The following is a 13,736-nucleotide window of genomic DNA, read 5'->3' as shown; positions in this document are numbered from 1 at the left end:
CTCCCTCGCCTCTGGCCGCTCCCCTCCCGCAAGCGAGTTTCAGGTCGGTCATGCCCCCCCGGCATGACCTAAACGATGCGGGGCATCGTTTACCTGAAACTGGGATGGGGGAGGGTGAGGAGTCTCACCGAGCCCACCGCCCGCGGCCCTGCCCTCCCCAAACCCCTCCCGCCTGCGGGAGGGGCTTACCGCACCCCGCTTGCGACCCCGCCCCCAACGCGCCTAGGTACGGCACTCGACCAAGGGGACCCGAGATGCCGCCACTCATCACTCCGGACGAACTCGCCGCCATCGCGGGCGAAGCGGATGTGCGCATCCTCGACGTCACCTATTTCCTCGACGATCCCGACGGCACCACCGCACGGCGCGGGTTTGAGGACGGGCATATCCCGGCTGCGCGCTTCCTGCCGATGGGCCGTCTCGCCGATCCCGACAGCGACCTGCCGATGACCCTGCCGCCGGCCGACCACTTCGCCCATGCCCTGAGCGAGGCGGGCGTCGGCCATGCCGACCGCATCGTCCTGTACGACCGATCGCCGCTGCACAGCGCGGCGCGGGTCTGGTGGCTCCTGACGCTGTTCGGAGCGAAGTCGGTCTCGCTCCTCGACGGCGGGCTGGACGCCTGGAAGGCGGCGGGGCATCCGGTCATGCTGGGTGCCGCGGGCGCGCCCGAAGCGCCCGGCCTGTTCCTCGCCGAACCCGACCTCGCCCGCGTGCGCAGCCTTCGCGAAGTGCGGACCCATGTCGAGGCGGGCGATGCGCAGATCGTCGACGCGCGCTCCCCCGGCCGCTTCGCCGGGGCCGGGGCCGAGCCCGAGCCGCGCCCCGGCGTCGAGCCCGGCCATATGCCCGGCGCGCTGAACCTGCCCTATTCCAAGCTGTTCGCGGCCGATGGCCGCTGGAAATCCCCCGCCGCCATTGCCGAGGCCTTTGCCGCCGCCGGGGTGGACCCGGCCAGGCCGATGGTCGCCACCTGCGGATCGGGCATCACCGCCTGCGTCCTGGCCTTCGGGGCGGAGCGGATCGGCGGGATGATGCCGGTCTATGACGGCAGCTGGACCGAATGGGGCTCCGACCCCAGCACTCCCAAAGCGAAAGACGTGTGAATCCGATGACCGACGACGACCTGCCCATCAAGCCCGCCACCCGCCTGGTCCAGGCGGGCCGCCGCGCCGAATGGACGAAGGGCGTGGTCAACGTCCCCGTCTGGCGCGGATCGACCGTGCTCTACGACAATGTCGCGCATATGCGTGCCGTGGGGTCGGGCAACCTGCACGAGAAGCTGTTCTATGGCCGCAAGGGCCTGCCCACCCAATGGTCGCTGGCGGACGCGCTGACCAGCCTGGAGCCGGGCGCGGAGGCGACCTTCCTCTACCCCTCGGGCGTGGCGGCGATCGCGGCGGCGCTGCTGTCCGTCCTGTCGCCGGGCGACGAGCTGCTGCTGGTCGACAGCGCCTATGATCCGACGCGCGGGCTCGCCACCGGGCTGCTGGCGCGGATGGGGATCACGACGCGCTTCTACGATCCGCTGGTGGGAGCGGGCATCGCCGAGCTGATCGGCCCCGCCACGAAGGCGATCTTCCTCGAAAGCCCCGGCTCGCTCAGCTTCGAGGTGCAGGACATTCCCGCCATCGTCGCGGTCGCCAAGGCCAGGGGCATCACCACGATCCTCGACAATACTTGGGCGACGCCGCTGTTCTTCCCGGCGATCGAAAAGGGCGTCGACCTGACGGTGCTGGCCTGCACCAAATATATCGTCGGCCATTCGGACGCGATGCTGGGGTCGGTGACGGCCGCGCCCTCGCATTGGGCGGCGCTCCGCGATGCGAGTTTCCAGCTCGGCCAGGTCGCCAGCCCCGACGACGCCTATCTGGGCAGCCGGGGGCTGCGCACCATGGGCGTACGCCTTGCCCATCACCAGGCGAGCGCACTGACCATCGCGAAGTGGCTGGCCGAGCAGCCGGGCGTGGCGCAGGTGCTTCATCCCGCTTTGCCCTCCTGCCCCGGCCATGAGATTTTCGCGCGCGACTTCCTGGGGTCGAGCGGGCTGTTCGCCTTCGTCCTCGACGGCGGCAACGACGCCGCGCGGACGGCGATGCTCGATGGCCTCGCGCATTTCGGCCTCGGCTTCAGCTGGGGCGGTTATGAGAGCCTCGCCATCCCCGCCGACCCGCATCGCTATCGCAGCGTGACCAAGCGCGACTTCGCCGGGCCGCTGATCCGGCTGCAGATCGGGCTGGAGGACACAGGCGACCTGATCGCCGATCTCGACCGGGGGCTAGCCCGGTTCCGGGCCGCGCGCGGATGACGCTCACCGAATGGCTTCAGGCGAGCGGCATCGACCTGCCGACCCGCGCCGAGGCCATGGAGGCCGGGATCGCCTCGGTCCTGACGCTGGCCATGCTGGCGGGCGGGGTGATCGCGGGACGCAGGCTCGGCCCGCCTATCGCCGCGATGGTGCAGCGTTTCGCCATCGCCAAGGGCGAGACGCTGCACGCGCGGATCTGCGCGATCACCCGGCATGTCGTCGCGGCGTTCCTGTTGATGACGCTGGGCGCGATCTGGCCGTGGGAGTCGCTGGCGGGCGTGCCCATCGGGCTGGCGCTCGGCGCGTCGGTGGCGCGCGCCGGGTTCCAGCTGCTGCGCGGGTTGAACCTGCCGCGCTGGCTGGCCTGGGTCTTTGCCATCGTCTGTTTCGTGGCGCTGTTCAGCCGCGAGATCGGCGGGCTGGAGCCGGTCAGCCGCCTTGCCGAGCAGATCGGCTTTACCGTGGGCTCGCGCCGATTCTCGGTCATGTTGCTGGTGACGATGCTGGTCACGGTGGTCACGATCCTGGCCGTCACCCGCGCCGTCACGCGGATCACCGAGCAGTGGATCGGCCATGCCCGCGGCCTCGACCCCACCCAGAAGCTTCTGGCGCAGAAGCTCGCCAGCATCGCCATCGTCGTCATCGCCTTCTTCTTCGCGATGGACCTGCTGGAGATCGACCTGACCAGCCTGGCGCTGTTCTCCGGCGGCTTCGGCCTGGCGATCGGTTTCGGGCTTCAGAAGACGATCGGCAATTTGATCGCCGGGATCATCCTGTTGATGGACCGCTCGATCAAGCCGGGCGACGTCATCGCACTCCAGAACGAGATCGGCTGGGTGAACAAGATCGGCGTGCGCGCCGTCTCGATCATCACCCGCGACGGCAAAGAGCATCTGATCCCCAACGAGAATCTGATGACCCAGGAGGTGGAGAACTGGTCCTATTCCGACCGCAACGTCCGCGTCCGCATCCCCGTCTCGATCGCCTATGACAGCGACCTGAAACTGGCGCAGGAACTGATGCTGCGCGCCGCCCATGAATCGCCGCGCGTGCTGAAAAGCCCCAAGCCCAATGTCTGGCTGATGGGCTTTGGCGACTATGCGCTCCAGCACGAGATTCTCGCCTGGATCAGCGACCCCGAAAGCGGGGTGGGCAATGTCCGCTCGGACGTGCTGAATCGGCTATGGTGGCTGTTCAAGGAACATGGCATCGGCCTGCCCTATCCCCAGCGGGACATTCATATCCGCTCGCTGCCCACGGCTGAACGTCACGAGAATCTGCGCGATTAGAATTTCGTCGCGCAGGACTGTGCCTATTGCGCAACATCGCGTCTCATAAAAACCATCCTGCATTAGATTATGCTTGTGCGGCGCACCATGCGCTGCCAGTCTTCAGGCCTCGCAACGGCAGACGGTTCGCCGGGTTCGCCCCGACAGACAGAAGCCGCACCGGTGCGGGAATGCAGGTGAGAACGTCGAATTTCCGGTTTGGAAGGGAAACGATGCGCTTCTCCACGATTCTTCTTGGCGGCCTCTCGCTGGCTGCCGCAACCCCGGCCTTTGCGCAGGACAGCGGTGCCGCGGCACCGACGGCGGCTCCCTCTCCGATCACGGTCAGCGGCAGCGCGGCGATCCTGACCGATTATCGCCTGCGCGGCGTGTCGCAAACGAACAAGAACGCGGCCGTGCAGGTCGCGCTGACCGTCGCGCATGAAAGCGGCTTCTATATCGGCACCTTCGCGTCGAACCTGGCGGGCTGGGGCACGTTCGGCGGCGCCAATATGGAGCTGGACGGCATCGCCGGGTACAAGCACACCTATGGCAGCGCGACCGCCGATGTCGGCGTCACCTGGTACACCTATCCGGGCGGTGCGTCGGAGACCGACGTGGTCGAATTCTTCGGCCGCCTTTCGGGCACGGCGGGCCCCGCGACGCTGACCGCCGGTGCCTATTACGCGCCCAAGCAGACCTCGCTCGGCAATTTCTCCAACACCTCGTACAGCCGTGGCCAGCGCTGGGATAACATCTATCTGACCGGCGACGGCGCGGCGGCCATTCCGGGCACGCCGATCACCGCCAAGGCGCATATCGGCTATTCGAAGGGCAATCCCGGCCTGGGCCCGAACGGCACCAGCCTGGCCCCGACCGGCAGCTATTGGGACTGGTCGCTGGGCGCCGATGTCGCGGCGTACAAGAACCTGACCTTCAACGTGTCGTATATCGACACCGACATCACCAAGTCGAAAGCGGCCTATATCCAGCCGAACTTCTCGCAATATCAGGTTCCGGGCGGCGCTTCGATCTCGGATGCGACGGTGGTCTTCTCGCTGACCGCCGCCTTCTGATCGAAGTGAGGGGAGGGAAGAGCGGCGCTGGGGGGCGCCGCTCTTTTTTTGTCTCAACAAAACGCCGGCCGGGACGACTTTCCCGCGACATGATGGCTGCGTAAGCTGACGCCCTGTCGCGATGGAGTGCGTCCCATGCATCGATACCGCCGTTCCGTCCTGTACATCGGCGTCTTCGGGGCGTTCGCCCTGTCTTCCGGGGCGGCTTGGTCACTTCAGGGCCCGCCGATCATAGCCGTCGAGCAGCCCGCTGGCGGCCGGACGCTCATCCAGTGGGACCCGGGCGAGGTGCGGTGCGGCGGGATGGTCGTCACCGGCCAGCCGATCCGGCGGCCCTGGAACCAGATGGGCTGGATCGGTTCCCAGGCCCCCCGCACGCTGACCCTGCACTTCGCCATCGACGCAAGCGGCCGCCCGGTTTCGCTGAGCCATGAGACGCCCGGCTACATGCCCTTTGCCGAGGATGTCGCACCCGCCCTGGCCGCCAGCCGCTTCGCGCCCGGCGAGCCACGGGACGGCTGTACCATCACCTTCACGCTGCGCAGCACCCCGCTGGCGCAGGCAGCGGTGCCGGAACTTGTCTCCTACACGCTGCAACCACTGTCGGGCGTGCTGCCCGAAGAGGGATGGAAGCGGATTCGCGAGGCGGGCGGCACCTGTCTGCAGGATCCGCAGCCCCAGCCGCTCGAACGCCATTTCCCTGATTTCGCCACGATCCCCGCCACGCCGGGCGTGCGCGACTGGTCGATGGTCCGTTACGACCTGGATGCGGCGGGCAAGCCACGGGCGCTCGCCATCCTGACCGGCACCGGCAACCGCGCGCTCGATGCGGCGGCGTTGAAGGCGATCCGCGAATCGCGCTTCACCAAGGGTGCGCGGACGGGGTGCCTCTACCCCTATTGGCGCGGTGCGGCGAAATTGCCCGCCCCCGACATGCCCGAGGCGATCCGCGCCACCAAGGTCGAAGGCGGCACCTGCCCGGACGAACATGGCTGGGCCGTCCCACCGCAATTGCGCTATCCCCAGGCCTATCGACGCCGGTCGATCGAAGGCTGGGCGGTCGTCCGCTACGATGTCGCGCCCTGGGGCGAGACGGGCAACTGGAAGGTCGTCGTCGCCCAGCCCTCCGACGATTTCGGCACGCAGGCGGTCGCGATGATCCGGGCCGCGCGGCTGCCGACCAACGGGGCGGGCTATACCGGCTGTGTCGACCGGGTGCGGTTCGTCATGGGGCCCGAGCGGACGCCCAGCCCTGGCGGCGAAGGGGCGAGCACCGACCCGCAGAGCTGATCCTCCACCATGCCTCCCCTCGCAGGAGAGGAATTATGGCACAGCAAAAAGGGCCGGACGGGCGATGTTGCCCCCGGCCCTTTTCGTATCGCGGTCGCGGCGCGTTTACTTGGTCGCGGCGCGTGCGTCCTGGCCGTCGCCTTCCGGCGCGGCGACGATGTCGCGGGTGGTCGCGCCCTTGTCGACGACATTGGTGCCGGGATCGCCGACCGAGGAGCGGATGCCCGGATCGGCGCTGTCCGCCCCGGCATTCTGGACCAGACCATATTCCGACTGGCTGCGCGCCGCCTGACCGCCGAACAGCGCGTCGAGCGTCTGCTGCTGGCTGCTGCGCGCCTGGACGGGCGCCGCACCCGGCTGGGGCGGGACCAGCGCGAAATCGGGCGGAATGATCAGCGAGGGCTGCCGCGCGACGGCGAATTCGTCGGGGCGCGCCCGGTCGAGGCCACGACCGGCCCCACATCCCGTCAGCAACGCGGCGCAGGACAGACCTGCGATGACGGGCACCAACTTACGCATTGCTCTTCTCCACGGGAGCGGGCCGGTCGCGCACGAGGAGCGCGCGCGCCAGCAGAACCAGAACGCCTATCGTAATCGCTGCATCGGCGACATTGAAGACCAAAAAGGGGCGCCACTCGCCGAAGTGCAGATCGGCGAAGTCGACGACATAACCGAAACGCACCCGGTCGAGGATATTGCCCAGCGCGCCGCCCAGCACACAGCCGAGCGCCACCTGGTCGACCGGGTTGCGCTCGCGCGTCATCCAGAAGGCCACGACGAGCGCGATCGCCCCGGTCATCGCGACCAGCGCCCAGCGCGAGGCGTTGCTGTCGGCGGTCAGCAGCCCCAGCGAAATACCGTAATTGGGCACGAAACGCAGGTTGAAGATGCCGATGATCTCTCGGACATCGCCCAGCGACCGCAGGCCCAGCGGCCCGGTGATCGCCCATTTGATGACCTGATCGACCAGGAACAGCGCGAACGCCGTGGCCAGGCCCAGCCGGGGAAACTTACCCATGCGCAACCACCTCGGCACAGCGGCCACACAATTCGCCGTCCACCACCACGTCGGGCAGATGGCGCCAGCAGCGCCCGCATTTGTGTTTGTCGGTCCGGGTCACGGACACCGCCTCAGCCAGGCTGACATCCGCGACGATGAACGCCTCGGCCAGGGCATGGGGCTCCAGCGGCAACGACGGCACCGTTACCTCGGCTTCGTTGGACGAGCGCACGGTCTTTTCGCGGCGCAGCGGCTCGATCGCTTCGGTCACCTGCGCGCGAAGCCCGCGAATCTCGGTCCAGCGCGCCATCAGCGCTTCGTCCTCGCCCAGCTGCGGCAGTTCCGGCCATTCGAGCAGGTGGACCGAGCCATCCTCCGACGGGAAGCGCGACTGCCACACTTCCTCGGCGGTGAAGCACAGGATCGGCGCGGCATAACGGACCAGCGCGTGGAACAGGATGTCGAGCACGGTGCGATAGCTGCGCCGCTTCGGATCGGTCGCGGCATCGCAATAGAGCGAGTCCTTGCGGATATCGAAGAAGAAGGCCGACAGGTCCTCGTTCGCGAAATCGGTCAGCGCGCGCAGATAGCGGTTGAACTCATAGGCATCGGCCGCACGGCGCAGCTCGGTATCGAGCTGGGTCAGGCGGGCGAGGACATAGAGCTCCAGCTCGGGCATCACGTCGTAGGAGATGCGCTCCTCTTCCGTGAACCCGTCGAGCGCGCCGAGCAGATAGCGGAAGGTGTTGCGCAGCTTGCGATAGCTGTCCGAGGCGGTGGCGAGCACCTCCTTGCCGATGCGCACATCCTCGAAATAATCGGTCGAGGCGGTCCAGATGCGCAGGATGTCGGCACCCGACTCGCCAATGATCTTCAGCGGATCGACGACATTGCCCAGCGACTTGGACATCTTGCGCCCCTGCCCGTCGAGCGCGAAGCCATGGGTCAGCACCGCATCGTACGGCGCGCGCCCCCGCGTGCCGCAGGATTCGAGCAGCGACGACTGGAACCAGCCGCGATGCTGGTCCGATCCTTCGAGATACAGGTTCGCGCGTGTGCCCTCGCCATAGCGTGCCTCGATCACGAAGGCATGGGTCGAGCCGGAGTCGAACCACACGTCGAGGATGTCGTTGACCGGCTCGTAATCGGCTAGGTTGTAATCGGCCCCGAGCAGCGCCTGGTGATCGGCGGTGAACCACGCATCCGCCCCGCCTGCGCGGAAGGCGTCGAGGATGCGGGCATTGACGCCCTTGTCGGCCAGATATTCGCCGGTCTGGCGGTTCACGTACAGCGCGATCGGCACGCCCCAGGCGCGCTGACGGCTGATGACCCAGTCGGGACGCCCTTCCACCATCGAGCGGATGCGGTTGCGGCTGCGCTCGGGCACCCAGCGGGTCCGCTCGATCGCGTCCAGCGCGGTCTGGCGAAGCGTTGCGCCATTGCCCAGCGGCACGGTAAGCAGCGGCGTCACGCCCGAGATCGGGTCGACACTGGCCAGCGCCAGACCGGGATCCATCGTCGTGTCGGGCCGGTCCATCGGGATGAACCATTGCGGCGTCGCGCGGAAGATGACCTTCGCCTTGGAGCGCCAGCTATGCGGATAGCTGTGCTGGAAATCATCCGAGGCGGACAGCAGCGCGCCGACCGCGCGGAGGTCCGAACAGATCGGCCCTTCGGCGGCGACGAACTTCTTGTTAATGACGCTGCCCTGGCCGCCCAGCCACGCCCAGTCGGGCCGATAGGTGCCGTCGCCCTGTACCGCGAAGACCGGGTCGATGCCATGCGCCTTGCACAGCAGGAAATCGTCCTCGCCGTGATCGGGGGCCATATGGACCAGGCCCGTACCGGCATCGGTGGTGACGAACTCGCCCGCCAGGAACGGACGCGGCTTGGCGAAGAAACCGCCCAGCTTGTGCATCGGGTGCTTCGCCATCGCGCCCTCCAGCACCGGGCCCTTCGCCAGGCCGATGAACGTCTCCATCGCGATGCCGGTCCGCTTGGTGAAGGCGGGCAGCAGCGGCTCGGCAACCAGATAGCGACGCCCCGCACTCTCGAAGTGCAGATAGTCGATCGCCTCGCCATAGCTCAGCGCCTGGTTGACCGGGATCGTCCAGGGGGTCGTCGTCCAGATGACCGCCAGCGCGCCGACCAGATCGGGATATTCGGGGCAGCTCGCCACCTCGAACCCAACATCGATCTGGGTCGAGACGATATCCTCATATTCGACCTCGGCCTCGGCCAGCGCGGTCTTTTCGACCGGGGACCACATGACCGGCTTGGCGCCGCGATAGAGCTGACCCGATTCGGCGAACTTGAGCAGCTCGCCCGCGATCACCGCCTCGGCGTCATAGGTCATGGTCAGGTACGGATGGGCCCAGTCGCCCATCACGCCCAGCCGCTCGAACTGCGCCTTCTGCGTGCCGACCCAGGTGTCCGCATAGGCGCGACACTCGGCGCGGAACTGCGCGACGGGCACCTCGTCCTTGTTCAGCTTCTTGGCGCGATACGCCTCCTCGACCTTCCACTCGATCGGCAGGCCGTGACAGTCCCAGCCGGGGACATAGGGCGCGTCCTTGCCCAGCAGGGTCTGCGAACGGACGATGATGTCCTTCAGCACCTTGTTGAGCGCATGGCCCATGTGAATGTCGCCATTCGCATAAGGCGGACCGTCATGCAGGATGAACCGCTCGCGCCCCGCACGCTCACGGCGCAGGCGGTCGTACAGCCCCATCTTGGCCCAGCGATCCAGGATCGCCGGTTCCTTGGCGGCAAGCCCCGCCTTCATGGGGAAATCGGTCTTCGGCAGGAAGACGGTGTCGCGGTAATCGGGCGCGTCGGTCATAGGGGACAGGCCCTTAGCGCCTTTAGGTTAACACGTCATGCCGGATTATGCGATGCCAGTATCCCACGGGCACGGGCACAATCGGCGTCCATTTGCGTGACCAGCGCGTCCAGCGAGTCGAACTTCGCTTCGGGCCGCAGATATTCGATCAGCTCGACCGACAGGGTATGGCCGTAGAGATCGCCCGTAAAATCAAAGAAATGCGGCTCCAGCAATTCCTTGGGCGGGTCGAAACTGGGCCGGATGCCCAGATTGGCCGCGCCGTCCAGCACGCGTCCATCGTCCAGAACCCCGCGCACCGCATAGATGCCATAGGCGGGACGCAGATATTCGCCCATGTCGAGATTGGCGGTCGGATAGCCGATGGTGCGGCCCAGCTTGTCGCCATGCTGCACCACGCCCTGGATCGTATAGGGTCGGGTCAGCAGCCGCGCCGCCGTCTGCGCATCTCCCGACACCAGCGCCGCGCGAATCCGGCTGGACGAGATCGTCTCGCCGTCCAGCATCACGGGTGCCACCGCATCGGTCGAAAAGCCGTGCGCCCGCCCCCAGGCGCGCAGGGACGTCACATCGCCGCTGCGCGCGCGGCCGAAGGTGAAGTCCTCGCCCGTCACGACGCCGCCGACCTGCAACGCGGCCAACAGCCGGCCCCGAACGAAATCCTCCGCCGACAGCGCGGCCAGATCTTCGTCGAAGCGGAACACGATCATCGCATCGACGCCCGCCGCGGCGAACAGCCGCTCGCGCTGGTCGAGCGTGGTCAGGCGGAAGGGCGCGGCGTCGGGCTTGAAGTAACGGATCGGATGCGGGTCGAAGGTCGCGACCAGCGCCGGGCGCCCCTCGGCACGCGCACGCGCGACGGCGGCACCGACCACCGCCTGATGCCCCAGATGAAAACCGTCGAAATTGCCCAGCGCGACGATCCCGCCCGCCAGATGCGTGGGGATCGGTCCCACGCCCTCAACACGCTGCATGGCCGGGCGCTATAACAGGCCGGAGCGAATTGGCTAGGCGCGCGACAGGATGCGGTTGCCGATCCCGTCCACCGCGAGCTGGCGCAGCGATTCGGCCTTGTGGAACGTCTCCTCCATCGGCACGCCGATGCCGACGGCGACTCCTGCCGACATCGTCACCACGCCGATCGGCTCCCCCGAGCCGCGCAGGCGCAGGGTGCGCGCCTGCATCGCCCCGCGCGCATCCTCCAGCATCCCCGTCGCCATGGACAGCGGACGCCCGCGCAGGACGACGACGAACAGATTGCCCTGCCAGCGGATGATCTCCGCCCCCTCGCAGCTCTGGCGCAGCGTGGCGACGAAGGCGCGCAGGACATTGTCGGCGACCGAGCGACCATAGCGGTCGTTGATCCCCTCCAGATCGTCGAGGCTGCACGTCGCCACGACATAGCCATGCGGATCGCCGGCCAGCGCCTCGACCAGGGCGCGCGCGCCGGTGCGGCTCATGACGCCGGTCAGCGGGTCGACATCCTCGTCATGCGGCACCGAGTCGATCCGGGTCCGCAAGCTCGCCACATTGGCGGCCAGCTCCTCCAGATCGCGCTCGGTCCGGGCGATACGCGCGATCAGCTGTTCCAGCAGCAGCGCGACCGCACCCGTATCGGGGCCCATATCGTTGCCGCCGCGATGCGCCTGCGACAGCGCGGCGATCTCGGAGGTAAAGCCGCTCGTGATCTGGCGCGCATCGGCGGTCAGCGTCTCCAGCCGCTCGGCCTGATCGCCCAGTTCGTTTTCCAGCTGGGCGCGATCGCCACGGCGCTCGGTCATTTCATGCTGGCGGACCAGCGGCATCAGGTCGCGGACGTCGTCTTCGGTCAGGCGGACCCCGCCATCGGTGCGACGCGCGACCTCCTGTCCCAGCGGGCCATAGGGGTGCAGCACGGACTGGAGCGCCATCGCATAGCTGAGTGTCGTGCGCGGCAGATGATGCCGGTCGAGGAATAGCAGCGCCTCGCGGCTGGCGTCGAACAGGCCAGGGGGGTCGGCACTCGGCCGATTCTGCCCCTGGCTCTCCCAATCCATGATCATGCCGTCGGGTCTGCCCTCAAGATGAATGCGGCTTGAGGACCGCATCTCGTCCTTGTCGAAAGTCTTACGGCCTCTCGACGGGCAAATGAAGACGGGGGTCTGACAAAATTTTAACGAACTGGTTAATCCGTCTTCGCTGTGCCCTGTTTCTGTCAGCGAAGTAACGTCACAAAGGAATAGCCAGGCCGGCCGTCCGAAGCAGGATATCGCGCGCGGTCAACTTCCCGCCAGCCAGTAAAGGGCGCGACGATCGTATCCCCTTGCGCGTCGCAATCGACCTCGGTCAGCTCGATACGGTCGGCGCGGTCGCGGAACAGATCAAAAATCTCTGCCCCCCCGATGACGAAGACCTCCCCTTCCCCCGCCATCTGCAGCGCTTCGGCCGGATCATGGGCCCGTTCGGCCCCCGCCGCCCGCCATTCGCGGTCGCGGGTCAGGACGATATGGCGCCGCCCGGGCAGGGGCGCGGGAAAGCTCTCGAAGGTCTTGCGGCCCATGATCATCGGACGACCCATGGTCAGCGCCTTGAACCGCTTCAGATCGGCGGGCAGGTGCCAGGGCAGCCCGCCATCGCGCCCGATCACGCCGTTGCGCGCGCGGGCCAGGATCAACACGATCATATCGCGACCGGCGCCTTGATATGCGGCTGCGCGACATAATCGTGAAGCACGAAATCCTCGGGCTCGTAACGGTCGATCCCCTCGGGACGGCGCAGGATTTCCAGACGCGGCAGCACGCCCGGCTCACGGCCCAGCTGTGTCTTCGCCTGCTCCAGATGGTTGAGGTACAGGTGGCAGTCGCCACCGGTCCAGATGAACTCGCCCACCTCCAGATCGCATTGCTGGGCCAGCATGTGCGTCAGCAGCGCATAGGAGGCGATGTTGAACGGTACGCCCAGGAAGATGTCGGCCGACCGCTGATAGAGTTGCAGCGACAGGCGACCGTTCGCAACATGCGTCTGGAACAGGCAGTGGCACGGGGCCAGCGCCATCGCGTGCAGGTCGCCGGGATTCCAGGCCGACACGATCTGGCGGCGCGAGGCGGGCTGGGTGCGGATCTGCTCCACCAGCTCGGCGATCTGGTCGATATGGCGGCCATCCGCCGTCGCCCAGTCGCGCCACTGCTTGCCATAGACGGGGCCCAGATCGCCCTGCTCGTCGGCCCATTCGTCCCAGATGCTCACCCGGCGATCCTGCAGCCAGCGAACATTGGTGTCGCCGCGCAGGAACCACAGCAGCTCGACGATGATCGAGCGCAGGTGGAGCTTCTTGGTGGTCAGAACCGGGAAGCCCTTGGCCAGATCGAAACGCATCTGATGGCCGAAGACGGACAAGGTGCCCGTGCCGGTCCGGTCCATCTGGCGGACGCCCTGGGTCATCACCCGGTCCATGAGGTCGAGATATTGCCGCATGGCCACGGGCCTAGCGCCGCGCGGGGCCGGAGCCAAGCGGATCGGGATCGGTGCGGAACAAAGCTGCGTCCATCCGGCTTTTCGGGCAGTTCTGTTGGTGTACCGCTTACCCTGTCCCCTCCTTCACATTCGCACGCGCCAGGAGGCGCTGTCGCTGTTTGGCGCCCTGAACCGGAATGATCGGGAGACGATGGGAATTGCCTATCTCGGTTCGGATCGGATGTTGTTGGGCTTGCGCCATGTCATGGGCCGCCCCGAATCGGTGACGGTCCCCATCGCACGGATCGCTCGCGACGCGCTCCTGTGGTCGGCCGACTCGGTGTTGATCGCGCACAACCATCCCGATGGCGACGCCCGCCCAAGCGCGGCCGATCTGGCGCTCACCCGGCGGCTGGCACAAGGGCTAAGCGCGCTGGACGTGACGCTGCTGGATCACCTGATCCTGGCGAATGGAGCGGTCTTTAGCCTGCGCGAACAGGGCCTGCTCTAAAGCCCCTCC

Annotated in this window: 13 protein-coding genes; 6 read left to right on the top strand and 7 right to left on the bottom strand. The window is 67.2% G+C overall.

Annotation, left to right across the window (positions count from 1 at the left end; translation table 11 throughout):
- The first annotated feature begins 254 nt into the window (after positions 1 to 254).
- From QZ546_RS15990 to QZ546_RS15970, 5 genes are all read left to right on the top strand, one after another.
- Positions 255 to 1,106 (top strand): sulfurtransferase, encoded by an 852-nt coding sequence (locus QZ546_RS15990; RefSeq protein ID WP_294239750.1) that lies wholly within the window; start codon positions 255 to 257, stop codon positions 1,104 to 1,106.
- 5 nt (positions 1,107 to 1,111) lie between these two features.
- A complete protein-coding gene (gene metC, locus QZ546_RS15985) occupies positions 1,112 to 2,308 on the top strand; it encodes a cystathionine beta-lyase (RefSeq protein WP_294239747.1) in 1,197 nt (398 codons plus the stop codon).
- On the top strand, positions 2,305 to 3,597 hold the full coding sequence (locus QZ546_RS15980) for a mechanosensitive ion channel domain-containing protein (protein WP_294239745.1): 1,293 nt from the start codon (positions 2,305 to 2,307) through the stop codon (positions 3,595 to 3,597). The genes metC and QZ546_RS15980 overlap by 4 nt, the downstream gene beginning before the upstream one ends.
- 212 nt (positions 3,598 to 3,809) lie before the next feature.
- Positions 3,810 to 4,652 carry a TorF family putative porin gene (locus QZ546_RS15975; protein ID WP_294239742.1) on the top strand — a complete coding sequence of 281 codons (843 nt, stop codon included), beginning with the start codon at positions 3,810 to 3,812 and terminating at the stop codon, positions 4,650 to 4,652.
- A gap of 135 nt (positions 4,653 to 4,787) precedes the next feature.
- Positions 4,788 to 5,942: an energy transducer TonB gene (locus tag QZ546_RS15970; protein ID WP_294239737.1), complete on the top strand. Its 1,155-nt coding sequence runs from the start codon at positions 4,788 to 4,790 to the stop codon at positions 5,940 to 5,942.
- 105 nt (positions 5,943 to 6,047) lie between these two features.
- On the opposite strand, the gene QZ546_RS15965 is transcribed toward QZ546_RS15970, so the two are convergent.
- From QZ546_RS15965 to QZ546_RS15935, 7 genes are all read right to left on the bottom strand, one after another.
- Entirely contained in the window at positions 6,048 to 6,461 is a 414-nt protein-coding gene (locus QZ546_RS15965; RefSeq protein ID WP_294239734.1) for a DUF3035 domain-containing protein, read from the bottom strand.
- Complete coding sequence (lspA, locus tag QZ546_RS15960; protein WP_294239731.1) at positions 6,454 to 6,960, bottom strand: signal peptidase II; 507 nt, start codon at positions 6,958 to 6,960, stop codon at positions 6,454 to 6,456. Before lspA ends, QZ546_RS15965 begins: the two co-directional genes overlap by 8 nt.
- A complete protein-coding gene (gene ileS / locus QZ546_RS15955) occupies positions 6,953 to 9,784 on the bottom strand; it encodes an isoleucine--tRNA ligase (protein WP_294239728.1) in 2,832 nt (943 codons plus the stop codon). The genes lspA and ileS overlap by 8 nt, the downstream gene beginning before the upstream one ends.
- Positions 9,785 to 9,819: 35 nt before the next feature.
- A complete protein-coding gene (locus QZ546_RS15950; RefSeq protein ID WP_294239725.1) occupies positions 9,820 to 10,758 on the bottom strand; it encodes a bifunctional riboflavin kinase/FAD synthetase in 939 nt (312 codons plus the stop codon).
- Between the two features lie 33 nt (positions 10,759 to 10,791).
- Positions 10,792 to 11,826, bottom strand: coding sequence for a diguanylate cyclase (locus QZ546_RS15945; RefSeq protein ID WP_294239723.1), 1,035 nt, complete (start codon positions 11,824 to 11,826; stop codon positions 10,792 to 10,794).
- Between the two features lie 152 nt (positions 11,827 to 11,978).
- On the bottom strand, positions 11,979 to 12,446 hold the full coding sequence (locus QZ546_RS15940) for a dihydrofolate reductase (RefSeq protein WP_294239720.1): 468 nt from the start codon (positions 12,444 to 12,446) through the stop codon (positions 11,979 to 11,981).
- Positions 12,443 to 13,237 (bottom strand): thymidylate synthase, encoded by a 795-nt coding sequence (locus tag QZ546_RS15935; RefSeq protein ID WP_294239718.1) that lies wholly within the window; start codon positions 13,235 to 13,237, stop codon positions 12,443 to 12,445. Before QZ546_RS15935 ends, QZ546_RS15940 begins: the two co-directional genes overlap by 4 nt.
- Here QZ546_RS15935 and QZ546_RS15930 point away from each other — a divergent pair.
- On the top strand, positions 13,236 to 13,727 hold the full coding sequence (locus tag QZ546_RS15930; RefSeq protein WP_294239716.1) for a JAB domain-containing protein: 492 nt from the start codon (positions 13,236 to 13,238) through the stop codon (positions 13,725 to 13,727). The two genes, QZ546_RS15935 and QZ546_RS15930, sit on opposite strands and share 2 nt — an antisense overlap.
- Positions 13,728 to 13,736 lie beyond the last annotated feature (9 nt).

Source organism: uncultured Sphingomonas sp., from assembly GCF_913062585.1.
GTDB lineage: Bacteria > Pseudomonadota > Alphaproteobacteria > Sphingomonadales > Sphingomonadaceae > Sphingomonas.
The sequence above is the reverse complement of the archived record's forward strand: the minus strand, read 5'-3'. Positions and strand labels throughout refer to the sequence as shown.

Bases quoted from the DNA above. Each gene is read 5' to 3' on its own strand.
- QZ546_RS15990 (WP_294239750.1), top strand. From the start codon at position 255: ATGCCGCCACTCATCACTCCGGACGAACTCGCCGCCATCGCGGGCGAA.
- metC (WP_294239747.1), top strand. From the start codon at position 1,112: ATGACCGACGACGACCTGCCCATCAAGCCCGCCACCCGCCTGGTCCAG.
- QZ546_RS15980 (WP_294239745.1), top strand. From the start codon at position 2,305: ATGACGCTCACCGAATGGCTTCAGGCGAGCGGCATCGACCTGCCGACC.
- QZ546_RS15975 (WP_294239742.1), top strand. From the start codon at position 3,810: ATGCGCTTCTCCACGATTCTTCTTGGCGGCCTCTCGCTGGCTGCCGCA.
- QZ546_RS15970 (WP_294239737.1), top strand. From the start codon at position 4,788: ATGCATCGATACCGCCGTTCCGTCCTGTACATCGGCGTCTTCGGGGCG.
- QZ546_RS15965 (WP_294239734.1), bottom strand. From the start codon at position 6,461: ATGCGTAAGTTGGTGCCCGTCATCGCAGGTCTGTCCTGCGCCGCGTTG.
- lspA (WP_294239731.1), bottom strand. From the start codon at position 6,960: ATGGGTAAGTTTCCCCGGCTGGGCCTGGCCACGGCGTTCGCGCTGTTC.
- ileS (WP_294239728.1), bottom strand. From the start codon at position 9,784: ATGACCGACGCGCCCGATTACCGCGACACCGTCTTCCTGCCGAAGACC.
- QZ546_RS15950 (WP_294239725.1), bottom strand. From the start codon at position 10,758: ATGCAGCGTGTTGAGGGCGTGGGACCGATCCCCACGCATCTGGCGGGC.
- QZ546_RS15945 (WP_294239723.1), bottom strand. From the start codon at position 11,826: ATGATCATGGATTGGGAGAGCCAGGGGCAGAATCGGCCGAGTGCCGAC.
- QZ546_RS15940 (WP_294239720.1), bottom strand. From the start codon at position 12,446: ATGATCGTGTTGATCCTGGCCCGCGCGCGCAACGGCGTGATCGGGCGC.
- QZ546_RS15930 (WP_294239716.1), top strand. From the start codon at position 13,236: ATGGCCACGGGCCTAGCGCCGCGCGGGGCCGGAGCCAAGCGGATCGGG.
- QZ546_RS15935 (WP_294239718.1), bottom strand. From the start codon at position 13,237: ATGCGGCAATATCTCGACCTCATGGACCGGGTGATGACCCAGGGCGTC.